This window comes from Kribbella sp. NPDC059898 (assembly GCF_042730855.1).
Taxonomy (GTDB): Bacteria; Actinomycetota; Actinomycetes; order Propionibacteriales; family Kribbellaceae; genus Kribbella.
This window is the reverse complement of record NZ_JBHWKR010000002.1, coordinates 628,450-653,496: the sequence shown is the minus strand read 5'-3', so window position 1 is coordinate 653,496 and position 25,047 is coordinate 628,450. Positions and strand designations below refer to the sequence as shown.

General features: G+C 69.2%; 25 protein-coding genes. 13 read left to right on the top strand and 12 right to left on the bottom strand.

Annotated features, from left to right (window positions below; all coding sequences use genetic code 11):
• Positions 1 to 5 precede the first annotated feature (5 nt).
• Genes ACFV9C_RS08665 through ACFV9C_RS08650 form a run of 4 tightly spaced genes read right to left on the bottom strand, consistent with a single transcriptional unit; the run spans position 6 to position 3,898 of the window.
• Positions 6 to 833 (bottom strand): carbohydrate ABC transporter permease, encoded by an 828-nt coding sequence (locus tag ACFV9C_RS08665; RefSeq protein ID WP_380191805.1) that lies wholly within the window; start codon positions 831 to 833, stop codon positions 6 to 8.
• A complete protein-coding gene (locus tag ACFV9C_RS08660) occupies positions 830 to 1,753 on the bottom strand; it encodes a carbohydrate ABC transporter permease (protein ID WP_380191803.1) in 924 nt (307 codons plus the stop codon). The genes ACFV9C_RS08665 and ACFV9C_RS08660 overlap by 4 nt, the downstream gene beginning before the upstream one ends.
• Positions 1,753 to 3,051, bottom strand: coding sequence for an ABC transporter substrate-binding protein (locus ACFV9C_RS08655; protein ID WP_380191802.1), 1,299 nt, complete (start codon positions 3,049 to 3,051; stop codon positions 1,753 to 1,755). The genes ACFV9C_RS08660 and ACFV9C_RS08655 overlap by 1 nt, the downstream gene beginning before the upstream one ends.
• Positions 3,052 to 3,085: 34 nt before the next feature.
• The gene (locus tag ACFV9C_RS08650; RefSeq protein WP_380191800.1) at positions 3,086 to 3,898 is read right to left on the bottom strand and encodes an endo alpha-1,4 polygalactosaminidase; all 813 of its coding nucleotides are present in this window, start codon (positions 3,896 to 3,898) and stop codon (positions 3,086 to 3,088) included.
• Between the two features lie 239 nt (positions 3,899 to 4,137).
• On the opposite strand from ACFV9C_RS08650, the gene ACFV9C_RS08645 reads away from it, so the two are divergent.
• The 7 genes from ACFV9C_RS08645 to ACFV9C_RS08615 are packed head-to-tail and all read left to right on the top strand — an operon-like array spanning position 4,138 to position 11,684.
• Complete coding sequence (locus ACFV9C_RS08645) at positions 4,138 to 4,680, top strand: hypothetical protein (RefSeq protein WP_380191798.1); 543 nt, start codon at positions 4,138 to 4,140, stop codon at positions 4,678 to 4,680.
• Positions 4,681 to 4,723: 43 nt separating this feature from the next.
• Positions 4,724 to 5,743: a LacI family DNA-binding transcriptional regulator gene (locus tag ACFV9C_RS08640; protein ID WP_380191797.1), complete on the top strand. Its 1,020-nt coding sequence runs from the start codon at positions 4,724 to 4,726 to the stop codon at positions 5,741 to 5,743.
• Between the two features lie 8 nt (positions 5,744 to 5,751).
• Complete coding sequence (locus tag ACFV9C_RS08635) at positions 5,752 to 7,020, top strand: extracellular solute-binding protein (RefSeq protein WP_380191795.1); 1,269 nt, start codon at positions 5,752 to 5,754, stop codon at positions 7,018 to 7,020.
• Positions 7,017 to 7,913: a carbohydrate ABC transporter permease gene (locus ACFV9C_RS08630; RefSeq protein ID WP_380191793.1), complete on the top strand. Its 897-nt coding sequence runs from the start codon at positions 7,017 to 7,019 to the stop codon at positions 7,911 to 7,913. Before ACFV9C_RS08635 ends, ACFV9C_RS08630 begins: the two co-directional genes overlap by 4 nt.
• Positions 7,910 to 8,728, top strand: coding sequence for a carbohydrate ABC transporter permease (locus tag ACFV9C_RS08625; RefSeq protein ID WP_380191791.1), 819 nt, complete (start codon positions 7,910 to 7,912; stop codon positions 8,726 to 8,728). Before ACFV9C_RS08630 ends, ACFV9C_RS08625 begins: the two co-directional genes overlap by 4 nt.
• A gap of 17 nt (positions 8,729 to 8,745) precedes the next feature.
• Positions 8,746 to 9,804, top strand: coding sequence for a glycosidase (locus ACFV9C_RS08620; protein WP_380191789.1), 1,059 nt, complete (start codon positions 8,746 to 8,748; stop codon positions 9,802 to 9,804).
• Complete coding sequence (locus ACFV9C_RS08615) at positions 9,801 to 11,684, top strand: hypothetical protein (RefSeq protein ID WP_380191787.1); 1,884 nt, start codon at positions 9,801 to 9,803, stop codon at positions 11,682 to 11,684. Before ACFV9C_RS08620 ends, ACFV9C_RS08615 begins: the two co-directional genes overlap by 4 nt.
• Here the strand turns inward: ACFV9C_RS08615 and ACFV9C_RS08610 are convergent.
• The 5 genes from ACFV9C_RS08610 to ACFV9C_RS08590 form a co-directional block, all read right to left on the bottom strand.
• The gene (locus ACFV9C_RS08610) at positions 11,665 to 12,690 is read right to left on the bottom strand and encodes an aminoglycoside phosphotransferase (protein WP_380191785.1); all 1,026 of its coding nucleotides are present in this window, start codon (positions 12,688 to 12,690) and stop codon (positions 11,665 to 11,667) included. The two genes, ACFV9C_RS08615 and ACFV9C_RS08610, sit on opposite strands and share 20 nt — an antisense overlap.
• A gap of 13 nt (positions 12,691 to 12,703) precedes the next feature.
• Positions 12,704 to 13,411: a helix-turn-helix domain-containing protein gene (locus ACFV9C_RS08605; protein ID WP_380191783.1), complete on the bottom strand. Its 708-nt coding sequence runs from the start codon at positions 13,409 to 13,411 to the stop codon at positions 12,704 to 12,706.
• Positions 13,412 to 13,480: 69 nt separating this feature from the next.
• A complete protein-coding gene (locus ACFV9C_RS08600; RefSeq protein ID WP_380191782.1) occupies positions 13,481 to 14,410 on the bottom strand; it encodes a VanW family protein in 930 nt (309 codons plus the stop codon).
• A 131-nt stretch (positions 14,411 to 14,541) separates the two neighbouring features.
• The gene (locus ACFV9C_RS08595) at positions 14,542 to 15,786 is read right to left on the bottom strand and encodes an Rv3235 family protein (RefSeq protein WP_380191780.1); all 1,245 of its coding nucleotides are present in this window, start codon (positions 15,784 to 15,786) and stop codon (positions 14,542 to 14,544) included.
• A gap of 1 nt (position 15,787) precedes the next feature.
• Entirely contained in the window at positions 15,788 to 17,011 is a 1,224-nt protein-coding gene (locus tag ACFV9C_RS08590) for a LysM peptidoglycan-binding domain-containing protein (RefSeq protein ID WP_380191778.1), read from the bottom strand.
• Positions 17,012 to 17,177: 166 nt separating this feature from the next.
• Here ACFV9C_RS08590 and ACFV9C_RS08585 point away from each other — a divergent pair, with 166 nt between their 5' ends.
• On the top strand, positions 17,178 to 17,726 hold the full coding sequence (locus tag ACFV9C_RS08585; RefSeq protein ID WP_380191776.1) for a hypothetical protein: 549 nt from the start codon (positions 17,178 to 17,180) through the stop codon (positions 17,724 to 17,726).
• 258 nt (positions 17,727 to 17,984) lie between these two features.
• Here ACFV9C_RS08585 and ACFV9C_RS08580 read toward each other — a convergent pair whose 3' ends face one another.
• Positions 17,985 to 18,233 (bottom strand): helix-turn-helix domain-containing protein, encoded by a 249-nt coding sequence (locus tag ACFV9C_RS08580; RefSeq protein WP_380191775.1) that lies wholly within the window; start codon positions 18,231 to 18,233, stop codon positions 17,985 to 17,987.
• A 168-nt stretch (positions 18,234 to 18,401) separates the two neighbouring features.
• On the opposite strand from ACFV9C_RS08580, the gene ACFV9C_RS08575 reads away from it, so the two are divergent.
• The 5 genes from ACFV9C_RS08575 (at position 18,402) to ACFV9C_RS08555 (ending at position 23,122) form a co-directional block, all read left to right on the top strand.
• Positions 18,402 to 19,061: an SAF domain-containing protein gene (locus ACFV9C_RS08575; RefSeq protein WP_380191774.1), complete on the top strand. Its 660-nt coding sequence runs from the start codon at positions 18,402 to 18,404 to the stop codon at positions 19,059 to 19,061.
• Positions 19,061 to 20,338, top strand: a complete 1,278-nt coding sequence (locus ACFV9C_RS08570; RefSeq protein ID WP_380191772.1) for a CpaE family protein — start codon at positions 19,061 to 19,063, stop codon at positions 20,336 to 20,338. Before ACFV9C_RS08575 ends, ACFV9C_RS08570 begins: the two co-directional genes overlap by 1 nt.
• Before the next feature lie 65 nt (positions 20,339 to 20,403).
• Positions 20,404 to 21,192, top strand: a complete 789-nt coding sequence (locus tag ACFV9C_RS08565; protein WP_380191771.1) for a DUF4097 domain-containing protein — start codon at positions 20,404 to 20,406, stop codon at positions 21,190 to 21,192.
• Positions 21,193 to 21,257: 65 nt separating this feature from the next.
• A complete protein-coding gene (locus tag ACFV9C_RS08560) occupies positions 21,258 to 21,902 on the top strand; it encodes an HAD family hydrolase (RefSeq protein ID WP_380191769.1) in 645 nt (214 codons plus the stop codon).
• The gene (locus ACFV9C_RS08555) at positions 21,899 to 23,122 is read left to right on the top strand and encodes a glycosyltransferase 87 family protein (protein ID WP_380191767.1); all 1,224 of its coding nucleotides are present in this window, start codon (positions 21,899 to 21,901) and stop codon (positions 23,120 to 23,122) included. The genes ACFV9C_RS08560 and ACFV9C_RS08555 overlap by 4 nt, the downstream gene beginning before the upstream one ends.
• On the opposite strand, the gene ACFV9C_RS08550 is transcribed toward ACFV9C_RS08555, so the two are convergent.
• Together ACFV9C_RS08550 and ACFV9C_RS08545 are read right to left on the bottom strand one after the other, a co-directional pair.
• Entirely contained in the window at positions 23,105 to 24,424 is a 1,320-nt protein-coding gene (locus tag ACFV9C_RS08550) for a hypothetical protein (RefSeq protein WP_380191766.1), read from the bottom strand. The genes ACFV9C_RS08555 and ACFV9C_RS08550 overlap by 18 nt on opposite strands.
• Complete coding sequence (locus ACFV9C_RS08545) at positions 24,421 to 24,906, bottom strand: cupredoxin domain-containing protein (RefSeq protein ID WP_380191764.1); 486 nt, start codon at positions 24,904 to 24,906, stop codon at positions 24,421 to 24,423. Before ACFV9C_RS08545 ends, ACFV9C_RS08550 begins: the two co-directional genes overlap by 4 nt.
• Positions 24,907 to 25,047: the final 141 nt, after the last annotated feature.

Below are 25,047 nucleotides of genomic sequence, written 5' to 3'. Positions count from 1 at the left end.
ATGGGTCAGCCTTTGAGTCCGGTGGAGGCCAGCGAGCGGATGAACGCCTTCTGGGCCAGGAGGAACCCCAGCAGGACAGGCAGCACCGTGATGACGTTGCCGGCCATGACGGCCGACCACTGGGTGTGGTGCTGCCCCTGGAACGTCGTGAGTCCCAGCTGGAGGGTGTACGTGGAGTCGCTGTTGATCGCGATCAGCGGCCAGGTCAGGTCGTTCCAGGTGGCGAGGAACGTCAGTACGGCGACCGTGCTCAACGCCGGACGGGCCAGCGGCAGCACGATCGAGACGAGGATCCGCAGCCGCCCGCAGCCGTCGATCCAGGCGGCCTCCTCGAGCTCGCGCGGCAGCGAGACGAAGAACTGCCGGAAGAGGAACACCGAGAGCGGCGTCACCAGCGACGGAACGATCAGCGCGCCGAGCGTGTCGATCAGCCCGAGCTGCTTCATCACCAGGAACGTCGGGATCATCGTCAGCTGGAACGGGATCACCATCGTGGCCAGCATCAGCCCGAGTACGACCTTCGACCCGGCGAACCGGATCCGGGCGAACGCGTACCCGCCGAGCGACCCGAGCACCAGGTTCGCGGTCACGGCGACCGCGGAAACGATGAAGGAATTCAGGAACCAGCGCGGAAACAGCGCGTTTCCGAGCACGTACCGGTACCCGTCGAACTTGATGCTGTGCGGCCACAACGCCGGCGGAAACCGGTTGATCTCCGCGTTGCTCATCACCGAGCTGACCAGCAGCCAGATGAGCGGCAACGCGAACAGCAACGCCAACGGCGCAAGTACGAAGTGCCATCGACTGAAGGGCCACCCGCTGATCCGCTTCACCGGGCCGCCACCCGCCGCCGGTAGACCTGCAGCGCGACCCCGACCACGAGCAACGCGACCGCCAAGGTGTACGCCGCCGCCGCGCTGTACCCGGCCGTGAACGTCTTGAACGCCTTCTCCCAGATGAAGTACACGATCACCGTCGTCGACCCGAGCGGTCCGCCCTTCGTGGTGACGAACACCAGGTCGAACACCTGCAATGCGTTGATCGTCTGGAACAGCAGCAGGAAGATCGACACCGGCGTCAACGCCGGTAGCGTCACGTGCCGCAGTACGCCCCAACGACCGGCGCCGTCGATCCGTGCGGCCTCGACCAGCTCGCCCGAAACCCCTTGCAGACCGGCAAGATAGACGATCACGCAGAACCCGGTGCCGCTCCACAAGGAGATAGCGACGAGCAGGTACAACGCCTGCCCCGGATCGCTGAAGAACCCTTGCGCGGGCAGCCCGAACTTGTGCAGCAGCGAGTTCGCGACGCCGAACTCCGGATCAAGTACGAACGAGAACAGCACGCCCTGCGCCGCCGCCGACACCACGAACGGTACGAACACCAGCGTCCGGTACAGCCCGATCAACGCGATCTTCCGGTCCAGCGCGATGGCGATCGCCAGCCCCGCGACCACACTCAGCGGTACGTACAACGCGGTGTAGACCAGCGTGTGCGAGACCGCCGACCCGAACGACGGGTCCTTCAGCAGCGCCTTGTAGTTCGCCGGCCCGACCCACTCGCTCGGGGAGACCAGGTCGTTCACCTGGAACGACAGCAGCAACGACCACAGCACGGGTACGACGCTGAGCCCGAGGATGATCACCACCGACGGACTCACGAACGCCCAGCCGGTCGCGCCCTCACCGCGCCGGCGCCGCTTCGCCGCCCGGCTCCGCGGATCGACCGTGAAGGTCCCGACCACACTGGCCATCAGCTCGGCACCGCCAGCAACTGGTTGCACTGGTCAACGGCCTGCTTCAACGCGTCCTCCGGGCTCTGCTTCCCCAGCAGTACGGCCGCGATCGCCTGCCCGACCTGCTCCGAGATCTTCGGGTACGTCGTGATCGTCGGCCGCACCTTCGCGGTGTCGAGGGCCTTCACGAACACCTCGAGCCCGTTCGTCTCGGTGGAGTGCTTCTTCCAGGCGGGCAGTTCCGCGGTCGCTTTGGTGATCGGCAGACTGCCGCCCTTGATGTCCCATTGGATGTCCTGCGCCGGGTCGGCCAGCCAGCTGACGAACTCGGTCGCCGCCTGCACCTTCGCCTTCCCGTTGTCGAAGACCGTCCAGGTGTCCGGCCCAGAAATCGTGATCGGCTTCCCCGAGTACGACGGCAGCGGTACGACGCCGTAGGCGACCCCGGCGTCCTTCAACTCCGGGAGCTGCCAGGGGCCGGTGGCAACCATTCCCATCCGCCCGCCGAGGAACACCTGGTACAGCTGCTCGCTGCCCGGCTTCGGGTCGACGTACAGCGACTTGTCGGTGCGCAGCCTGTCCAGCGTCCCGAGCGCCTGCGCGCCGACGGAGTCGAAGCCGACCTTCTTGCCGTCGCCGCTGACCACGTCGCCGCCGAGGTCCCAGATCATCGGCCAGATCCGCCAGACCGTGTCCTCGTCGCCGACCCCGGGCCAGCCGGTGCCGAAGACGCCCTTCGCCGGATTGGTCAACTGCTTGGCGGTGCCCACGAAATCGTCCCAGGTCCAGCCGTCCTTCGGCGGCGCGACGCCGGCCGCCTTGAACAGCTTCTTGTTGTAGACCACGCAGAGCGAGTCCAGCAGCGCGGGCGCTGCCCGGACCTTGCCCTTCACGCTGACCGCGTCCTTCGCGGCCGGCCAGTAGTCGTCGATCTTCAGCTTCCCGGTCAGGTCGGCGACCTTCGGGCTCTTGGTCAGGCTGGCGAGGTCCGACCCGAAGATGTACGCGATGTCCGGGTAGGACCCCGCCGCCAGCCCCGCGGTGACCTTCTGCAGCATGCTGTCCGCGGTCACCCCGCCACCGCCGCCGACCACCTTGATCTTCGGGTGGCTCTGGTTGAACGCGGCGATCAGCGAATCGATCGCCGCCTTCCCCAGATCCACCTGGCCGTGCCACAGATCGAGCGTGACGACGCCGTTGGCGTCGGCGCCCTGGTCGTCGTTCTTGCCGCACGCCGCCAGGGTTCCGGCGGCCGCCGCGGCGGCCGCGGCCCGGAGGACGTCGCGACGGGACAGGTGTCGAGCATGCTGAGACATGTCGGTCTCCAGAAAGGGAGCGGAAAAAGGAGTTTCAGCAGGTCTTGCGGACGTACCCGGAGTCGCCCGGGACCGACACGTCCACATCGCGCTGCACGATCGACAGCGTTCCGCCGTACTGCGAACACGCTTTCCGGCGGCCGCTGTCGGTGTACTCGATCACGATCACGTTGTTGCCGAAGGCATCGACGTAGTCGGCGCACTCGTCGTACTGGCCGCATTCCTCGGCGACGGCGAAGTCCAGGCCGACGGTCTGCCGGTCACCGGCCAGCTCGACCGTGTTCTTCTGGCCGATGGCGAGGTTCTTGCCATGTGCGTGGGTGGCCAGGAGTTTCAGGTACGCCTCGGCCTGGGTTGCGGTGAGCAACTTCTTCGAACGGGTGTAGCTGTCGTAGTTGTCCGGCTCGATCGCCTGGTAGCCCTTGGCGGCGCAGCCGTCGATCCAGCCGTTGACCTTGGCGGCGACCCGGTTCCGCTTGTCCGCGGTCCGGAGGTCGAGCAGGGGTTCGCCCCAGTCCTGGTCGATGACGAGGTTGCCTGCCGCGTCCCGGAGCAGCAGGTCGGCGGCCCATTGGCCTTGTTCGCCCGGCTGTACCTGGAACGCGTTGACGTAGCAGATGTTGTAGAGGCCGGCCGCCGGGGCGGCGGTCCGGTCGCGGGTGACCACCTGGACACCGGCGGGCGGGGTGTACGCGCCGCCGATCTGGTAGTCGAACTTCGCGTGGGCCGGCGGCAGCGTGACGGCCGCGTCGGCGGTGTTCCGGTTGAGGAGAGGGACGGTGACAGCGAGGGCCGGCGTCAAGATGGCCGCGGCTGCTGCGAGCAGGCGGCGGGTGAGTTTGGACACGATTTGCTCCATCGGTCCCGGGGACGCGACCCCGCCTCGGGCTCTCTCACCAACCCTGGCGCCGGAAAACCGGATTTCAGACCATCGGCCTGCTACCGGCTGGGTGCGTCACTGCGGACCAGGTTAAGCGACGGACCGACTGTCCGGTCAAGGGAACACTGCAAACAAATGCGCGAATCCCGCTCCCCAGCGCGACTGTGCGCAACCAGGTCGGCCTGGCTATATGGTATCCATATAATATGAAATTCGTACAATCATCCAAGCTCGTCCTTCTCGTCACCACGCTGATCGCGCTGACCACCGGCTCCGCGCAGGCGGCCGGCGGTCGTCACCGCGTTCCGGTCGGCAATACCCCCGCGGACATTCCTGCGGACGTCTGCGGCTTCCCGGTCCATATCGGCGTGGTCGAGGACCGCGAGTACGTCGTGCACCGGACTGTCAACGCGGACGGCTCGATCAGTACGCGCGTGGCCGGGCCGCTCGTCAACAGCCTGACCAATCTGGACACCGGCGCCACGATCACCTACGACAACGGAGGTCCCGGCACGATCACGACCTACCCGGACGGTCACGCCACCTTGGACTTCCAGGGGCACTCCATGGCCTGGGTCAGAGCGGCGTACCAGGCGCGGCTGGGTGCGCCGGCGCTGCGACTGGTCAGCGGCGGCCGTGTCGTCGGCACTGTTGACGCGTCCGGGGACATCGTCGAACTCGCCACGAACGGAAACGTCCTGGACGGCTGTGCGCTGCTGTCCTCTCACCTCTTGACAGGGTCGTTTTAAACCGGTTTGAATGCTGTTTAAACCGGTTTAAAGGAGCGCTGGCGTGACGAAACGACCGACGATCGCGGATGTTGCCCGGCGGGCCGGGGTGTCCAAAGGGTCGGTCTCGTTCGCGCTCAACGGGCGGCCTGGGCTGGCGCAGGCGACCGTGGACAAGATCCTCGCGGCCGCCGACGAGCTCGGCTGGCGGCCGAGCAACCGGGCGCGTTCGTTGTCGGTCTCGAAGGCGTTCGCGCTCGGCTTGGTGATCACCCGGGACCCGGCGGTGCTGTCCTCGGATCCGTTCTTCCCGGCCTTCATCGCGGGTGTCGAGAGTGTGCTGTCGACCCGCGGGCAGGCCCTGGTCCTGCAGGTGGTCGCCGACGGCGCGGAGGCGGACGGGTACCGGCGGCTCGCACAGGACGCCCGGGTCGACGGGGTGTTCCTGTCCGACCTCCGGCACGACGACCCGCGGATCGACCTGCTGGTCGAGCTCGGTCTGCCGGCGGTGACGCTGAACCGTCCGGACGGCGAGTCGCCGTTCCCGGCCGTCGTGCTCGACGACCGGCCGGGCACCGTCGCGGTCGTCGAGCACCTGCTCGGACTCGGGCACACCCGGATCGCGCACGTCGCCGGCCCGCCCGCGTTCGTGCACGCGACCGCAAGGTCCACGGCGCTCGTCGAGACCCTGGTCGCCGCGGGACTGGAACCGGTCGCGGTCGAGGCCGGCGACTTCACCGCGGCCGGCGGGATCGCGGCGACCCGGCGGCTGCTCGCGCTGCCGGAGCCGCCGACCGCGATCGTCTACGCCAACGACCGGATGGCGATCGCGGGTCTGGGTGCCGCCCAGGCCGCCGGCCTGACCGTGCCGGACGACCTCAGCATCGCGGGCTTCGACGACAGCGAGCTCGCCGAGTACGTCCACCCGGGCCTGACCACGGTCCGCGCGGACCCGTTCCAGTTCGGTGTCGCCGCCGCCCGGACCCTGAACCGGGTCGTCGACGGCGAGACCGACGTACCCGACGTCGAGCTGCCGCCCGCGGAGCTCGTCGTCCGACGCTCCACTTCAGCACCCCCGCTCTAGGAGGACCTATGAAGTTGCAAGCTGGACTGCTGGCCATCGCCCTGGCCGGCTCGCTCGCCGCGTGCGGGAGCGGCGGTGGCGGCGCTGGTGACGCCGACGCCGCGGCCAAGGCCCGCGGGCCGATCAAGATCTGGTACTCGAACAACGCCGAGGAAGTGGCCTGGGGCAAGCAGATGGTCGCGGCCTGGAACGCCGCGCACGCCGACCAGAAGATCACCGCCCAGGAGATCCCGACCGGGAAGTCCTCCGAGGAGGTGATCGGCGCCGCGATCACGGCCGGCAACGCGCCGTGCCTGATCTTCAACACCTCGCCGGCGTCGGTCTCGCAGTTCCAGAAGCAGGGCGGTCTGGTCCCGCTGGACGCCTCCTACATCGAGGAGCGGTCCGGCGACGTCGCGCAGCAGTACAAGTCGCCCGACGGCAAGTACTACCAGCTGCCGTGGAAGTCGAACCCGGTGATGATCTTCTACAACAAGAAGATCTTCGCGAAGGCGGGGATCCCGGATCCGAAGCTGCAGACGTACGACGAGTTCCTCGCCGCGTCCCGCAAGGTCGTCGCGTCGAAGGCGGCGAAGTTCGCGATCTACCCGGCGCCGAGCAACGAGTTCTTCCAGTCCTGGTTCGACTTCTACCCGCTGTACGCGGCCGAGTCCGGTGGCAAGCAGCTGGTGGCCGACGGGAAGGCGACGTTCGCCTCGGACGAGGGCAAGAAGGTCGTCGACTTCTGGCGGACGATGTACAAGGACAAGCTCGCCTCGCAGGAGAAGTACACCGGTGACGCCTTCGTCGACGGGACCGCGGCGATGGCGGTGGTCGGTCCGTGGGCGATCGCGACGTACAAGGGCAAGGTCGACTGGGGTGTCGTACCGGTGCCGACCTCGTCCGGCAAGCCTGCCTCCGACATTCACACGTTCTCCGACGCGAAGAACGTCGCGATGTACTCCGCGTGCAAGAACCGCGGGACCGCCGCGGACGTGCTGAAGTTCGCCACCAGCAAGGAGCAGGACGGCAAGTTCCTGGCCGCGACCGGGCAGATGCCGCTGCGCAAGGACGTCGCGTCGACGTACGCCGACTACTTCGCAAAGAACCCCGACTACAAGCTGTTCGCCGATCAGGCCTCCCGGACCGTCGAGGTGCCGAACGTGCCGAACTCGATCACGATCTGGCAGACCTTCCGCGACGCCTACTCCAAGTCCGTGATCTTCGGCCAGCAGGATCCCGGCGCGGCCCTCGACGACGCCGCCCAGAAGGTCGATCAGCTCGTCAAACAGTCATGAGACGTGGGCTCATCGGCCGGATCCTCGGTGCGCACCCGGTCGGGACGGTGTTCGTCGCGCCGTACGTCGTGTTCCTGGCCGCGGTGTTCGCCTATCCGCTCGGGTTCGCCGTGTACATGTCGTTCCACGACTACTTCTTCGCGGCGCCCGGCGCGGTGGTGGAGCGGCCGTTCGTGGGATTCGCCAACTATGTGACGGTGTTGTCGGATCCCGCCGTACGACGGGCGTTCGGGAACGTGCTGATCTTCCTGGTGATCAACGTCCCGCTGACCGTCGTGCTGTCGCTCGGCCTCGCCAACGCCCTGAACGCCGCGATCCGCTGGCGCACGTTCTTCCGCGTGTCGTACTACGTCCCCTACGTCACCGCGTCCGTCGCGGTCGTCGGCGTCTGGCTCTTCCTCTTCAACTCGAACGGGCTAATCAACTCGGTCCTGGGCCCGCTCGCTCCCGATCCGTCCTGGTTGGTCAACTCGGGTCTGGCGATGCCGACAGTCGCCATCTATGTCACCTGGAAACAGCTCGGCTTCTTCATCCTGCTCTACCTGGCCGCGCTGCAGAACGTCTCCAAAGACCTGTACGAGGCCGCGTCGATGGACGGCGCCGGCCGCTGGAAATCGTTCCTCAACGTGACGGTTCCTGGTGTGCGGCCGGCGACGACGCTGGTCGTGCTGGTGGCGACGGTGACCGGGGCGAACTTGTTCACCGAGCCCTACTTGCTGACCGGAGGTGGTGGCCCGGACGGTGCATCTGCTTCCCCAGTACTGATCATGTATCAGCGCGGAATCGAGCAGGGTCATCCCGACGTGGGTGCGGCGATCGGCGTGCTGCTGGTGATCGGTGTGCTGTTGCTGGCGCTGCTCGAACGGCGGTTCGTCGGGAGGGAGGAGTCGTGAGGCTGAAGTTCGTCGCGCTGCTGGTCGGAGCCTTTGTTTTCCTCTTCCCCTTCTACTACATGCTCATCGGCAGCCTGCAGGCCGAACCCGACCCGTCCGTGGGCGGTGCGTTCCCGAACCCGGCGAACCTGACCGGGCACAACTACGCCGAGATCAACAGTTCGATCCACCTCGGCCGGTCGTTGATCAACTCCGGGATCTTCACCGGCGGCGTGATCCTCGGGACGCTGGTGTTCGGCGTCCTGGCCGGCTACGCGCTGGCCCGGTTGCAGTTCCGCGGGCGGGGCATGGTGTTCAACCTGATGCTGCTGATCCAGGTCGTGCCGTTCCAGTTGCTGACGATCCCGCTCTACGTGCTGATCGTGCGCAGCTACGGCCTGGCCGACTCGTACCTCGGGATGATCCTCCCGTTCCTGATCAACTCCACGGCGGTGTTCGTCTTCCGCCAGTACTTCCTGCAGTTGCCGGCCGAGCTGTTCGACGCGGCCCGGATCGACGGGGCGTCGGAGCTGAGCATCCTCTGGCGGGTCGCCGTACCGCTCGTCCGGCCCGCGCTGCTCACCGCGGTGCTGCTGACGTTCATCGGGCCGTGGAACGAGTTCCTCTGGCCGTTCCTGATCACCAAGCAGCAGGATCTGCAACCGCTCGCGGTCTCGCTGTCCAACTACCTGACCACCGTTTCGGCGCGGGCGGCGAACCCGTTCGGCGCCGTCCTTGCCGGTGCGTGCGTGCTGGCCGCGCCCGCGGTCGCGCTGTTCATCGTGTTCCAGCGCCGGTTCATCTCCACGAACCTGTCCTCCGGCGTCAAAGGCTAATTCCAGAAGGGCTTCCTGTGACTGTTCCCTACACCCTCACCCGCGTCGGCGTACTGATGACGGCGGAGCCGGGCAACGAACTCGAGGCGGAAGGGGTGCTGAACCCGGCCACCGGGCACACGCCCGACGGGCAGCTGTACCTGCTGCCGCGGCTCGTTGCTCCCGGCAACGTATCGCGGGTCGGGCTGGCCGCCGTGGTGCTCGACGACGGGGTGCCGGCCGGCGTACGGCGGGAAGGCGTCGTGCTCGCACCGGACGAGGGGTGGGAGCGCGGCACGAACAACGCCGGCGTCGAGGATCCTCGCGTGACGTACGTACCGTCGCTCGGCCTGCACGTGATGACGTATGTCGCCTACGGTCCGCTCGGTCCGAAGCCCGCGCTCGCGGTGTCGTCCGACCTGCGGGAGTGGCGGCGGCTGGGCCCGTTGCACTTCGAGTACCAGCCCGAGCTCGACACCGACCTGAACCTGTTTCCGAACAAGGACACCGTCTTCTTCCCGGAGCCGGTGCCCGGTCCGGACGGCGTTCCGTCGTATGCGATGCTGCATCGGCCGATGTGGGACCTCGGCTGGTTCCGCGAAGGCGAGGGCGTGCACCTCCCGGCCGGGATCACCGACGACCGGCCCGGCATCTGGGTGTCGTTCGTACCGGTGGCGGATGTCGAGGCCGACGTACGGAACCTCGTCCACCTGCGGCACCACCGGCTGGTCGCGATGTCGGAGTACCCGTTCGAGGAGCTCAAGATCGGCGCCGGTCCGGCGCCGCTGCGGATCCCCGAGGGCTGGCTCGTCATCCACCACGGCGTCACCGGCGAGCAGCCGGAGGGCTTCGACCCGACCACCCAGAAGGTCGAGTACGCCGCCGGCGCGCTGATCCTGGACGCCGCGGACGTCACGCGTGTCGTGGCCCGGACCGCCGAGCCGCTGATGGTCCCGGAAACCGAGGCGGAAAAGGTCGGAACGGTAGGAAACGTCGTCTTCCCGACGGCGATCGAGGAGATCGACGGTCAGCACTACGTCTTCTACGGCATGGCCGACGCCGCCATCGGCGTCGCCAGATTGGACCGGACATCATGAAGCCGTCCCGCCGCACCGTCCTCGGCGGCGCCGCCGCCCTCGCAGCCGCATCGGCTGTGACCGTTCCCGCGGCGGCGGCCGGGCGGCTCTCGAACCTCGCCCACCTCGACTTCCTGCGCGCCACGGTCACCCCACCTGCGGCGGCCGGTCACTCCACCTTCGGTTCCGGACCGATCGGCGTGCTGTGGACGTACGCCGAGCACCAGGCCGACGGGTCGTACCGGCGGGTGGGCGGCGGAACGTACAACCCCACGACGAACACCTACGGACAGGGCGCCTTCAACGCGGACGACATCGCGCGGGCTGCCGTGGTCTATCTGCGGCACTGGCAGCAGTTTCGCCGTACGGCGTCGCTCGACGCGGCGCAGGGACTCCTGCGGGCGCTCACGTTCCTGCAGTCGCCGAACGGCAACGTCGTGCTCTGGATGCAGCCGGACGGGACGCTCAACCCAAGCGCCGAGCCGGTCGAGCTCCCGGACCCGTCCGACTCCGGGCCGTCGTACTGGCTGGCTCGTACGGCCTGGGCGCTGGGCGAGGGGTACGACGTCTTCCGTCACACGGACAGCGTTTTCGCGAGCTTCCTGCGCGAGCGGCTCGAGCTGGCGATCGCAGCGCTCGAACGCCAGGTGCTGGTGCGGTACGGCGACTACAACATCGTCGACGGACGCCGCCTCCCGGCCTGGCTGATCGTCAACGGCGCGGACGCGACGTCGGAGGCGGTGCTCGGGCTGGCGGCGTACGTGCGGGCCGGCGGCTCGACGTCGGCGCGCCGTGCTCTGGCGCGCTTCGCGGAAGGCATCGCGAAGCTGAGCGCGGGTTCGACCCGGGAGTGGCCGTTCCGCGCGCTGCTGCCGTGGGCCGAGTCGATCTCGGACTGGCACGCGTGGGGCGCACAGATGCCGTCCGCGGTCGCCGCGGCCGCGGCGGCCCTCGGTCGGCCCGATCTGCTGCCCGCCGCGGTCGGCGACGTCGCCGGCTTCACGCCGCTGCTGCTCACGGCCGGCGGACCCGACAACGGCTGGCTCCCCGTCCCGATCGACCGCTCCCAGATCGCGTACGGCGTCGACGCCCGTCTGCAGGCGGTCCTCGCCCTCGGGCAGCACCACCTGGCCGCCTTCGTCGCCGCGTGGTACTTCGGCGCGAACCACGCCGGCGAAGCGATGTACGACGCCGCTACCGGCCGCACGTACGACGGCATCTCCGGCGACGGCGCGATCAACCGGAACTCCGGCGCCGAGTCCACGATCCACGGTCAGCTCTCGATGCTCGCCCTCGACGCTGCTCCGGACATCGCCCGGCTGTCCGGCGTCCCGTCGTACGACGGTCTCCGGGTCGTGAAGGCGGAGTCGGCGACCGGTGGCCGGGTCGTCACGCCGCCGTCGGCGTGGACCGGTGAATCCCAATGGAGCAACGGTTCCTACCTGGCCCTCGACGGGACCGCGACCTGGACACTGGCAGCGGCCGCCCAGCCGCGCCTCGTCCTGCCGGTCGTCAACGTGACCGAAAACCGGACTCGGACCGGGTGGCGCTCCGGCAGCACAGCTCTGGGGACTCTCGACCCGCGCGGCGGTCCGCAAGGCATCTCCGCGGCACCGGGCGCACTCCGGCCGCTGACCCTGCCGAAGCCGTTGCCGGCCGGCGCAACCGCACTCGTGGCCGACGGAACCGCCGACGTTGATGCGCTGCTCCTCGTCCCGATGATCAGCAGTCTGCGGATCGGCACCGCCACGCTGCTGGTCAGCGTGGACACCACCGCCCGCACCGTCACCGTCCCGGGCCGGAAGGCCTGGAGCTACGACGCGTCCGGGCGATTGGTTGCCCAAGGCAATCCGGCGCGGGCGGTGGTACCGCCGGGCGGGTTCACCGTTGTGCTCGGCTGAGCGCCTCGGCGCACCAGTTCGCGACGAACAGCAACGCCTGGCCGCGCTGCTGGAAGAGGTGCCGGCTGTCGGCCTGCCGGTGGTAGGCGCTGTGGGTCGCGTCGGACGCGCGGCCGAGCAGACCGGGCAGCAGCCACGCGTACTTCACGCCGGACGCCATCACCGCGAGCCGGACCTGGTCCGGGTCGCCGCGCCAGCCCGCCTCGTGCAGGCCGTCGAGGTAGTTGGTGATGCAGGTCTCGGCGAGTTCGGGCATCCGTTCGGCCGGCCAGAACAGGTCGAACACCGCGTCCGGGACGTAGTTGCCGATGTCCTCGCCGAGCGCGCCGTCGCCGACGAACGACCAGTCGAACAGCGCGAGTTCGCCGGTCGGGCGCTGGATCACGTTCGACACCCAGAAGTCCAGGTGACAGCGGGCGCGGGGGAGCGACTCGACGAGCTTCAGCAGGCTGTCGCGGTGCACCAGCAGCGCCGTCCAGGCCTGCCGGAGTTCGGGCGGCCAGTTGTCGCGGACGAGCGGCTGCTGCCAGGCGTCGTCGTCGGTCATCAGGTGCCACGGGACGACGCGGGTTGTCGAGTAGTCGCGGAGGAAGCCGGTCGACGTCCACGGGCGTTCGGTCGCGGGCAGCGCCTGCCAACGGCCGCAGGCTCTGGCGAGTACGGCGTGTTCGGCGAGGCTGAAGTGCGTGCCCGGCGTACCGGCGATGTCCTCCATCAGGATCTCGGCGCCGTCCGGTCGCTCATCCACCTCGGCGTACGGGAGGACCAGGCCGGCGTCGGCGAGCCGGGCGCGGAGTTCGTCGTCGCGGTAGACCTCGAGTTCGCGGCGCCAGTAGTTCCAGTGCCGCGGATCGGTCGACGCCGCCCACGGACCGGTCTCGTCGGCCGGCCGCCTGAGTTCCTTCCGTACGGCGGTGCGCCCGTCGGTGTACGTCACCCGCTCGACGTTCGCCGTCACCGCGTTCAGCGGGTTGTGCCGCAACGCCGTCGTACCGACCTCGGTCATGCCGAGCAGTGTGTCAGCCGATCAGGATCTTCGGGGGCAGTCCGGTCAGGGCTTTCACATCGCGAGTCAGGTGCGCCTGGTCGGCGTACCCGGTGATCATCGCGACGTCGGCGAGCGGGACGCCGGTGCGGGCGTGGTCGAGGGCGACGTTCATCCACAGCACGCGATCGAGGAGCTTCGGACCGTAACCGAAGGCGTCCAGGCAGCGGCGGTGCAGTTGCCGTTCGCTCAGGCCGATCGTCCCGGCCAGGCGGGACACGCCGGCGCTGCCGCGGAGCAGACCGCTGCGGACGCTGTTCAATACCTGCGCGGTCAGCCCGTCCGCGGGTCCCTCGGCGAGCCGGGCCACTTCCAGGTCGAGCGCGTCCGCACGGTCGGGCGCCGAGCGGATCCGGTCGAGCAGCCGGTGCGCCTTGGCCGGCGACCACAGGTCGGAGAGCAGGACCCGCTCATTGAGCAGCTCACGGGCCGGTACGCCGAGGAACCCCGGCGCGGCACCCGGCGCGAACCGGACCCCGGCGTACCGCGTGCCCCGCGGCGCGCTCCCGGTCCACGCCCGGTTGTCCGGGCCGGCGACATACAGGCCGTCGTCCATCAGCAACAGGTCCATGCAGCCGTCGGGCAGGATCCGGAACTCCCCACCCTCGGCCGTCCGCGTCCACAGCTCAGCCCCGGCGACGCGCGCGGGACGCTCCCGGTACGGCTCGACAGCTACAGTCACAATCCCAGTCTGCAACGCCGCACCGACAGTTCGAGAAGTATGGGTGCTCGTTGCTCCAGGGCATGGCTTCTAGGGCAACTCCACGTCGACGACCGGGACGTCGACCGGGAGGTACTTGACCAGGGCAACGTTCTCGCGGATCAGCTCGTCGCGGAGTGCGGCGCCGGTGCGGCGGTCGATCACGGTGCGCCAGATCTCGTTCCGCCGGAAGTAGTCGCCGCCGGCCCGGAGGAAGCGCTCGTCCTTCGAGAACACCCGGTACGACGACGCGGCCGGCACGTCGGCGAGGATCTCGCCCTCCAGATACCGGTCGCCGACGCCGACGCGCAGCTGGAACGTCTGATCGGTGTCGTTGCGGAACTGCAGGTCCACGTAGTTGTAGACGATGCTGCACCCGACACCCCACGGCAGCACGCGGCCGTTGTCCGGGAACGGGTCGAAGCTGTGCGTGGACCGCTGCGTCACGGTCAACGGCGAATGCAGCACCATCCAGTGCAGCAGGTTCGCGAGCTGGCAGATGCCGCCGCCGATCCCCGGTTTCGCCTGCCCGTTCGAGAGCCGCATGCCCTTCTGGTACCCCTTGCGGCGGGTCGCGTTGCCGACCACCTTGTTGAACGAGAACGTCTCACCCGGCCGGATCAGCAGCCCGTCCACCTGCGCACACGCGAGCTTCAGGTTCGTGACCTTGTTGTGCTGCATCCACATCTCGGTCTCCCCGAGCTGGCGCAGCAGCAACGACTTGTGGCGCTTGATCCGCACCGGCAGCTCGGTGCCGTCGTGGGTCCCGGCGTACGGCGTGTTCGACCGCATCCACTCGACGCGCTTCACGGCCCGGTGGTAGCGCACGGCCAGCGGGTACAGCAGACGGATCCGCTCACTCCACCGCTTCCGCCGTACCGCCGGCATCACCCGCGCCCGCTCGGCGTCACTCAGCTCATCCGCCGCGATCCGCCACGACTTCGGCGTACCTTCATCCAGCGGTGTGACAGTTGTGCTCACAGACCCACCCGTTTCCCCGACATCCGATCCGGTCACCGTACGCCGCCGCGCCCCCGACCGCGTGACAACAGCAGCACAATCAAATTGCGCAATCTGAGACGCACCACACCGGAAAAGAGTTGGCGCCGGTGTCAGCCGAGTTCAAGGGCGGTGCAGACCCAGCGGTTCCGGCGTACTTCCAGCCGAAGGGCGACGGCCCGCGACCGCTCACCGTGCTGTACATGCGCGGCCACCTCGGCGATGTCTCGCTCCGGCATGAACACCCGCACCGACCGTACGGTGCTCTTCTCCTCCGCGCCACGAACGACGGCCGTCGTGTTCATTCCCAGCAACCGCACCCGCCGGTTCAGATCAGTGAACACCCGATCGTTGGTGAACCGCACCAGCTGCGAGATCGGCCGATCCCCCACGAGCACCTCGCTCACCGCCTGCGCCAACCGCCCACCCCACAGCCGAGCATCAGGCAACCCTGGCGCGTCCTCCCGCACCACACCCCGCCGCCCAGCAACCACAGCGGCCCGCCCGGCAGGCACACCAGCCGCATCCGCCGCCGTAGCACCCGTGCCCGCAGCGCCGACGGCCGCAGTACCGCCGTCGGCTTCTACGGGTGTGCCGGCGTGGGCCGCGTCGGGAGTGGAAGTGGTGGTGTCGTCGGGGTTAGGGACGGACTTGAGCGGTGCCTGGGCTCCGTCAGGGCGTCCAGGCACCGCGCCTGCGGGTGCGGGCGGGAGAGCGGAGACGCCCAGCCGGGTGATCGCCTGCAGACGGACCGCGAGAGCACCTTCGGTCAGCTGCCCGGCGTACCGCGTGGTCGCCGGCACGAAGTGCTCACCGTCCCCACCCACCGACCGCAACCGAGGCCGAGTCACCGCCTCGAACATCTCCGACTCCGACCCGCCGCCCGCCTGAACCGTCGGGCTGCTGACGGGGGCGTTGTCGACCAGCGAGATCGTGACGGGTGAGGGCTTGGCAGCCGTGCGCTCAACAGCCTGGATACCAGCTGCCGAGGAAGCCGTGATGGTTGCGTCCGGCTCGTGTGTAGGAGCAGCTGTGGAATTGGTGGAGGTGCCAGTTGACGGGGCGTTCGTGGAAGTGTCTGCCGGGATCTGAGGTGTGCCGGACAGGGTGGTGTCCGTGGTGTCGGTTGGGTTGGGGACCAAGGTGAGGTCTGGGGTGGTGGGGGTTTGTTCGGGGAGCTTGGGGAGGGGGTTGGTGGGCATGGGGGCCTCCGGGGTTGTTGCGGGGGTGGGAGCGGGGTGAAGGACGGGGGCGGCGGGGGTGCGCGTCGTACCAGCGGGGTCCTCGGTGCCTGTGGGTACGGCGGTGAGGGGAGCTGTGGGCTGGAGGTCGTCCGGCTGGAGGCTGTGCTGGCTCATGTCACTGCTCCTGTTGATGAGGCGGGAGGCGGTCGCCGTGAGGTGCGGGCGGGGTGCGGAGGACCTGCCCGGGGAGGATGAGGTCGGGGTCGTTCCCGATCACGTGACGGTTCGCGGAGTACCAGTCGTGCCAGCGGGCTGCGATCGCTTCGTTGGTGGCGGACGGGCCGAGCTCGCGGGCGGCGATGCTCCAGAGGGAGTCGCCTTCGCGTACGACGACACTCACGGGGACGGCCGGCCGCAGCTCGGTGTACCGGGTGGGCGCGCCGTCAGTAGGCCGATCCGGCACCCCAACTCGCCCACTCCCACCCGGCTGACCGGTACCGCCCGTGGGCTTGCTGGGGGTTGGGTGGCCCGGGCTGGTGGGCTGGTGAGGGGTGCCGGTGGGCTGGTGGGGCGTGCGGGTGCCCGTGCCCGGGGGCTGGGTGGTGGGGTGGGACGGGGTGCCCGGGTGCTGGTTGGGAGTGGGGGTGTCTGCGCCGGTCGGCTGGCCGGTGTTGGAGTCCGTGGGGTGGTTGGTGGTCGAGCCTGTGCGCTGGCTTGGGGTGGTGTCTGTGCGTTGGGTGGGGCCGATGTGGAGGTTGGAGGTGGGCTCGGTCGAGCGGTAGGTGTTGGGGCGGGTAGTGCCGCGCTCGTCGGTGGTACTGGTGATCTCGAGGCTGGAGGCGGCCTCTGTGGCTCGGTAGTCGCTCTGTCGGGTGCCGCTGATCTCTAGGTGGGAGGCCTGCTCTGTGGTGCGGTAGCCGGCTTCTTGGGTGTTGCCGATCTGCAGGTGGGAGGCCTGTTCGGTGGTGCGGTAGGTGCCCTGCTGGGGCGGGGTGTTGCCGATCTCCAGGCTGGAGGCGGCCTCGGCGGAGGTGATGTGGCGGATGTGGGCCGAGTCGGTGGGGGTGGCGTGGGCAACGCCGACGGTGAGGGGGGTGACGGCGGCGACGCCTAGGCCGGAGCGGAGGAGCGCTCGGGCGGTTTTGGTGGTGATGCGGCCCGCGACCGCGCCCGCCAGCGCGCCGACGACGCCGGGGACCTGTTCCAGGACCGTCAGTACGACGGCCAGCGCCAGCCAGATGTACGCGATCCAGGCGACCGTGCCGACCGCGAGCACGGTCAGCGAGTCGAGGTCGTACGTCCGCAGGCCGCTGACCGAGCCGGCGGTCATCCACCGCAGCAGCCAGCCCAAGCCGGCCAGTGCGAACACCGCGAGGATGCCTTTGAGTGCCCGGATCATCGCATTCATCCCGCTTCGCTCCCGACCTTTGAGTTTGCGTTAGTTTGCTTTGGCTTGATCACTATAGACCGGTACTAGGCCGCCTTTGCAAGTCCTTAACGCACGCTGCGTCGGTTTCCGCTGCGGAGGGTGAACGGCGGCACCCGGGACCGGTAGGTTCACGGTCATGCGGTGGGATGCGTTGTTCGCGGACCTGGAGTCGCAGTTCGAGGCGCTCCAGGAGGGAGATCTGTATGGCGAGGTGGCGGACCGGATCCGCGCCGAGGTCGGGAAGATCACCGTGCTGGACCGGCTCCGCGGCGCGGTGAACACGGTCGTCCGCGTGGAGGTGAACGACGCGGACCCCGTGCGCGGGCTGCTCAGCCGGGTCGGAAAGGACTGCCTGCTGATCGAGACCGAGCGCTACGAGGAGTGGCTGATCCCGGCCGAGGCGCTGGTCGCCGTACATCGGCTGGGGCCGTGGGCCGAGCCGGCCGTCGGCGCCGTCGAGGGCAAGCTCGGCCTGGCGCATCTGCTCCGCGGGATCGCCCGCGACCGGTCACCGGTGACGCTGTTCTGCAGCGGCGGCGGCCCGGTCACCGGCACGATCGACCGCGTCGGCGCCGACTTCGTCGAGATCGCCGAGCACCCCCTGGACGCGCCACGCCGCCGTACCGAGGTCTACAACGTCCGCCTGGTCCCCACCCAGGCACTCAGGGCACTCCGCCGGCGCTGACCAACTCTCGGGCGAGACCCGCACGCCCGCAGGATGGACCGCTTCACCCAGACCACCACGCCGAATCGTGGCATCTGGCTGGTACCCGCAACCGCGAGTCGTGGATCAAGGTCACCATCTACGGCGTGTCTCCCGCCGAATCCCAGGACTGGACGTCACAAGAGCCGGTATTGCCTGTGCGCCGTCCCCGTTTCCTGTTCACAGCCTCGATTCCTGTGCGTGCCTCGCCCCGCGCCAGCCCGCCGGGCGAGTGGTGGTCTACAGGTGGGCATCCTCCGAAGCTTCGGCCTCTTCGCCGAACGGGTGGCTGTCGATGAACGTTTTCGTCTCCGTGTAGAGGCGCTCGATGTACTTCTCCAGCTCCGTGGACTCGACCCGCCACTGGCCGCGGCCGCCGATCTTCACGGCGGGGATGTCGCCGCGGCGGACCAGCGCGTAGACCTGGTTCGCGGAGATGTTCAGGACCTCGGCGACGTCGGCGAGCTGGAGGAAACGGGGACCCGGCATCGTCCTACTCCTTCACATAGTGGCTGGTTCCTTCAGTTTGCCACGGTTGGCGAGTGGATGACCGAGTTTGTCCCCAGGTCATGACAGCCTGTGGATGACCGTTCACGGCCAGCTCGCGGACCAGGCAGAATGTCCGCCGACAGACGATCGATCGACTGGGGAGACGACGTGGTCGACACACAGGTGCGAAGCGGGTTCGGGGCTGCGGCGGCCCCGGCGCAACGCAACCGCAAGGCGCGCTGGAAGGACGGCAGGCTGGTGCTCGGCGTCCTGCTGGTCGCGGTGACCGCGTTGGCCGGCGCGAAGCTGCTCTCGTCGGCCGACGACACGACCACGGTCTGGGCGGCCAAGCACGAGCTCCGGGTCGGCAGCCCGCTGACCGACGACGACCTGACCACGGTGCGGGTGCGTTTCACCAGCAGCAACGACTCCGGGAAGTACCTGTCCGCCGACGCGGACGTGAAGGGTCTGGTGGTCGGCCGCGCGGTCGGGCAGGGCGAGTTCGTCCCGAAGGACGCCGCGGTCCCCAAGTCCGACAAGGACCGCACCGAGATGCCGCTGTCGGTCGCCACCGGCCACCTGCCGCCGGACATCGCGGTCGGCGACGTCGTCGACGTCTGGGTCGTGCCCAAAGAAGAAGGCCATCCCGCGTCCCAGCTGTGGACCGGCGTCCGCGTGCTGCAGGTCGACTCGGTGAAGGGTGTTGCCGGTGGTTCCGCGCGCCGGCAGGTGACGATCGACCTCTCGTCGGCCGACCAGAGCCGGATGGGGTCCTCGCTGGCCGCGATCAACGCCGGCGAGCCGACCCTGGTCCGGAAGGCCGGCTGATGTCGATCCCGGTGCTGCTGGCCGTCACGGGTGCCCCGTGGGAGGCCGATGTCGTACGGCGGGCCGAGCACGCCCCGGGGATCCGGGTCGTCCGGCGCTGCGTGGACTTCGCCGACGTGATGGCCGCGGCCGCCAGCGGGCAGGCCCGTGCGGTGCTGGTCGCGGACGCGATGGCCCGGCTGTCCTCGGATGCGGTCGCCGCCCTGCACTCGCGCGGCATCGTCGTACTGGCGCTGGTCGACCCGCTGGAGACCGGTGCGCCGTTCGGTGCCGAGGACCGGCTGGCCCGGATGGGGATCGAGCGGATCCTGCCCGCCGACGTCAGCCCGGCGGACCTCGGCCGCGCGGTCGCCGACGCGGTCGAGTCCGGCCCACCGGTCGCCAGCTCGCACTTCGCGGGCGGGTTCGTGCCGCTGACCCCGGAGGAGGCGGCGAACCCGCGGCCGCCGGCGTTCCCGCAGGGCACCGGCCGGGTGATCGCGGTCTGGGGCCCGACCGGCGCCCCCGGCCGGTCGACGGTGGCCGTCAACCTGGCGACCGAGCTGTCGCTGCGCAAGGTCCCGACGCTGCTCGCCGACGCGGACGTGTACGGCGGGACCGTCGCGCAGCTGCTCGGCCTGCTCGACGAGACCTCCGGCCTGGCCGCCGCGGCACGCTCCGCGTCGAACGGGTCCCTCGACACCGTGATGCTGGCCCGGCACACCCGCGAGGTGAACCCGCACCTCCTGGTGCTGTCCGGCCTCAGCCGCGCCGACCGCTGGACCGAGCTGCGGCCCGCCGCGGTCGAGTCGATCTGGGCGACGGCGCGGACGCTCGCGCCGCTGACCGTCGTCGACGCCGGCTTCTGTATCGAGACCGACGAGGAGATCTCGTTCGACTCGCTCGCCCCGCGCCGCAACGGCGCGACGGTGTCGACGCTCGAGGAGGCCGACGAGGTGGTCGTCGTCGGTACGGCGGACCCGGTCGGCCTGACCCGGCTGATCCGGGCGGTCCACGAGGTGCGCGCCGTCGTACCGTCGGTCGGTCTCCGGGTGGTCGTGAACCGGCTCCGGTCCGGGTCTCTCGGCGGCTCACCGGGCGAGGCGGCGGCGGACGCCCTGCGGCAGTACGCCGGGATCGACCGCGTAACGCTCTTGCCGTACGACCTGAACGCCACCGACACCGCGATGGCGCACGGGCGCAGCCTGGCGGAGGCCGCGAAGTCGAGCAAGCTCCGCAAGGCCTTCCAGCAACTGGCCGCTGAAGTCGCGGAGGCATTCCACACAGTGCCGGCGTGAAGCTCAGGGTCAATCCGGGGGAGATCCCGACCGACAGCGGGGCGTCGAGCTGAGAAGGTTGAGGCATGTCTGACGTCCAGAGCCGCCCGCAGGGCACGATGAGCAACCAGCGGCGGTACGGGATCGCGATCTCGGTCGCCCTGATCCTCGGCGGCGCGTACTGGGCACTCACCGGACTCACCGACGGTACGAAGACCGGTCAGGGCAGCTATCCCGTGCAGGGCACCGAGCTGACGGTGAAGGCCGCGTCCGCGAAGATCGAGGTGCGGCCCGGCGACGGCACCGAGGTGAAGGTGGAACGGCAGTTCGAGCGGAGCGTGTTCGGCTCGGACCCGAAGGACAGCTACAACGACGGCCGGCTCGAGCTGGACACCGGCGGCTGCGGGTTCCTGTCGTTCGGCTGCAAGACCAGCTACGTGCTGACCGTCCCGCGGAACGTGAAGCTGACGCTGGAGGGCAGCAGCGGACACGTCACGGTGTCCGGGCTCGAGGCCGGCGCAGACCTGAAGACCAGCTCGGGCACCATCGAGGTGCACGACGTCAGCGGCCCGCTCGACCTGCGGTCCAGCTCCGGCAACGTGGACGCCGACGGCCTGACGTCGACGGCGGTGGCGGCGCACAGCAGTTCGGGCAACATGACGTTGGACTTCACCGCCGTACCGCAGTCGGTCGAGGCGAAGGCGAGTTCGGGCAACGTGTCGATCGAGCTGCCGCCCGGCGACACGACGTACAAGCTCGACACCGAGACGTCCTCCGGTGACCGGTCGGCGAACGTGAAGAGCGACCCGAACGCGGCCCGGACGATCACCGCGCGGACCTCGTCGGGCGATGTCAGCATCGACTACACGCGCTGACCACGCTGCGTGAGATCCAGGGTCGGGAGGGTGAGCGCACCCACGGCCTGAGTAGGCTGGCCGCCATGGTCGAGGTGCGTGGTCTGCTGGTGGACTGGGGCGGCGTACTCACCTCCGGGCTGGAGCCCGCGCTGCGCCGCTGGGCCGAGCTGGACGACTTCGACTTCGACTCGTACCTCGAGGCGGTGCTGAAATGGCTGCCGTCCGAGAACGTCACCGCGGAGCTGAACCCGGTGCACGCGCTGGAGCGCGGCCAGATCGCGGTGCCCGACTTCGAGCGCAAGCTCGCCTCGCTGCTGGTCCGCCGCGACGGTACGCCGGTGCCCGCCGAGGGGCTGATCGAGCGGATGTTCGCGCACTTCGAGCACCAGCCCGCGATGGCCGCGCTGGTCCGCCGAGTCAACCAGCGCGGGATCCGGACCGCGCTGCTGTCGAACTCCTGGGGCAACACGTACCCGCGGGACACCTGGGACGGGATGTTCGACGACGTGGTGATCTCCGGCGAGGTCGGGCTGCGCAAGCCCGAACCGGAGATCTTCCGGCTGGCGGCCGGCCGGCTCGGGCTGGAACCGGCCGAATGTGTCTTCGTCGACGACCTGCAGCTGAACGTCGACGGCGCCCGCGCGGTCGGGATGACCGCGATTCTCCACACCGAGTACGACGAGACCCGGCGAGCGCTGGAAGACCTGTTCGGAGCCGACCTGACGTGACCGTGACCACCCCTCCTTCTTCTCCAGTCCGGCCGGCCGGCCGCCGGCGTACGTTGATCGCGATCCTGGCGTGTGCCGTGCTGGTCGCGCTCGGCGCCTGGATCGGCAGCCTGTTCGGCGGCATGATCGACCTGCGCGTGTACCGGATGGGCGGCTCGGTGCTGCTGCACGGCGGGTCGCTGTACGACGCGAAGCTGCCCGGCGGTTCGGGGCTGCCGTTCACGTACCCGCCGTTCGCGGCGATCGCGATGGTCCCGCTGGCCGCCGTACCGTGGGCGCCGGCGCTGGTCGCCTGGACGACGATCTCGGTGCTGTGCATCACCGCGCTGTGGCGGACCAGCCTGACCAAGACGTTCTGGTCGTTCGTGACGCAGCGGAAGCGGACCGCGGTGCTGGTCGCGCTGACGGTCCTGTCGCTGCTGCTCGAGCCGGTCTGGCAGACGATCCAGTTCGGCCAGATCAACCTGTTGCTGACCGCAATGATCCTGCTGGACCTGGTGCGCCCGAACGACACCAGGCTGCGCGGGTTCTGGGTCGGCGTCACGATCGGCGTCAAGCTCACCCCGCTGCCGTTCCTCGCGCTGCTCGTGGTCACGAAGCAGTGGCGGGCGCTGCGGAACGCGGTGTTCGGGCTGCTCGCGACGATGGCGATCGGGTTCGCGATCGTGCCGCACCAGTCCTGGCACTACTGGACCAAGGTGATCCTGGACGCGAACCGGGTCGGCGGGATCGCGTACACCGGCAACCAGTCGTTCAACGGCTTCCTGCACCGGATCGGCAACCAGGCGGGCTGGGTGCAGCCGACCTGGTTCGTGCTGTCGGCGGTGTTCGGGCTGGCCGTGCTCTGGCTGGCCCGGAAGTACTGGCTCGCGGACGAGCGGGTGACCGCGATCTCCGTGATGGCGCTCGCGGTCCTGTACGCGTCGCCGATCTCGTGGAGCCACCACTGGGTGTGGATCATCCCGCTCGGCGTCAGCCTGATCCGCGGCGTGAACCGGGTCTGGGGCCTGAACCCGGCGGTCGTCACCGGGGTGCTCTTCTACGGCCTGTTCGTGCTGCGCTCGATCTGGTGGGTCCCGTACCGCGACGACCGCGAGCTGAGCTGGACGTTCTGGCAGTCGATCCCGGGCAACTCGCACCTGATCGTCGGCATGATCGCGTTCATCCTCCTCGTCGTCACGAGCCGCGGTCTCACGAAGAGCTCAGGACGAGAAGAGTAGGAACAACCCGCCGCACGTGTAGCCGACCATCACCACCAGCAGGGGGAGCTGGCCGGCCAGGGCCTTGGAGCGGGGGAAGAGGGCGACGGCGCGGTCGTGGGCCGAGGTGACGCCCAGGAGGTGGCCGCAGACGACCGCGAGCACCTGGATGACGGCGATCATCGTGCTGTGGTTGGTGATGCCGGTGTTCACCGCGAGCAGACCGGTGCCGAACACGTTCGCGCCGTTGCTCAGCGGGTCGCTCAGGTAGATCAGCGTCCGCTGGCCCTCGAGGATGAACAGCGTCAGGTAGTGCGCCACGACGTACCCGAAGGCGATCGGTACGACGGAGTGCGCGAACAGGCCCGGCAGCGCCGTACGGGAGCTGTCCGACAACCGGCCCGCGAGGACCGTCGCGCCCGAGTACGTGCCGAGCACGAACAGGATGAAGACGATCAGCGCGCCGGTGCCGAGCCAGGTCATCGAGATGTCCTGGTTCTGCGCCCAGCCGATCCAGGCGGACGAGTTCGAGAACCCGTCGTACGCCGTGGAGCCGAGCAGCGCGGAGACCATCCCGACGAGTCCGGGCTGAGCCTTCAGCCCGTCGAGGTTCTCCAGCGGGCGCCGCACCACCAGCGCACCGTCGGTACGGCGGCCCCACGGGGACAGCCGCGCCATCAACGAGGCGTACACCTCGAACGGGTCGCCCTGCGCGAACCACCGGTCCCCGAACAGGATCGCGCCGAACAGCGTGATCACGACGTACAGCGCGATCCAGGCCTGCAGGACCGGGATGGTCGCGCGGTCCGGGGCGACCAGCTCGAGCCAGGTGAACGCGAAGATGCCGAGCGTGGCCGGCCAGAGTCCCGCCCAGCGCGGCAGCTCCAGGAGGCCCTTCGACGGCGGTTGGCGGAGCAGCTTCGAGAGCAGCAGGTGGATGGTGCGGAGCGGGTTCAGCGTCCGCCAGACCGGGCCGAGCACGATCGAGATCGGTACCAGACCGACCCAGACCAGGATGTAGATGAAGCCGAAGATCGGGTTCGTCAGCCGGTCCACGCCGAACATCAGCGACACCATCGCGTACAGGAAGGTCGCCAGCCCGACGACCCGGACGATCCAGCGGAACCAGCCGGCGTCCACGGTCCGGGTGATTGCGGCGGGCAACGGCTTGCCGGACGCGTTCCCGCGGTACTTCGGACTCCGCCAGGCCAGGCCGAGCACGACGAACGACACCGCCACCGCGACCGCCGCGCCCCCGACCGCCAGCCCGAACGGAACCGGCAGATCCTGACGCCCCCCGATCCCGTGCAGGGGCAACATCATGAGACGACGAGCTTGGCCACCAGCTTGCCGCTCTTGTGGGTCTCGACCTCGAAGGTGCCCTTCATGTTCGCGGTGAACTTCACCGACGCGGCCTTGCCCGGGGTGAGCTCGAGCTCCTTGTCGTACCCGTGGATGTGCAACTCCTCGGCGGCGTCGCTGGTCGCGGTGACCAGGACGGTCTGGCCGGCCTTCACCTTGATCGTCGCGCCGCTCGGGTTCACCTTGCCGTTGGCAACGGTGACGGTGATCGTCACGTCGGCGGTCTCGCCGGACGGGTCCGCGGTGTTCGACGGGGAGCCGGTGTTCGGCGCGCCCGGGGTGGGCGTGTTGGTCGGCAGGGTCGACGTCGGCGTACTGGCCGGGGCGCTCGGCGAGGGGGTACCGCTGCCACTGCTGTCGCCGCCACCACAGCCGGCCAGGACCAGCATGCCGAGAGTGGGCAGGAGAGCGGTGGTGGCACCGCGGGTAAGCGTCGAACGCATCGGTCCAGAGGCCTTTCAATGGGTCGTATGACATCACCGGGTGCGAGGCACACCCTCTTGCCTGACGAACACGGATAGCTCAGTGTTCCCGTACAGGAAGTGTTGCAGCACACTGTCGGACCCACCCACTAGGGTGAGAAA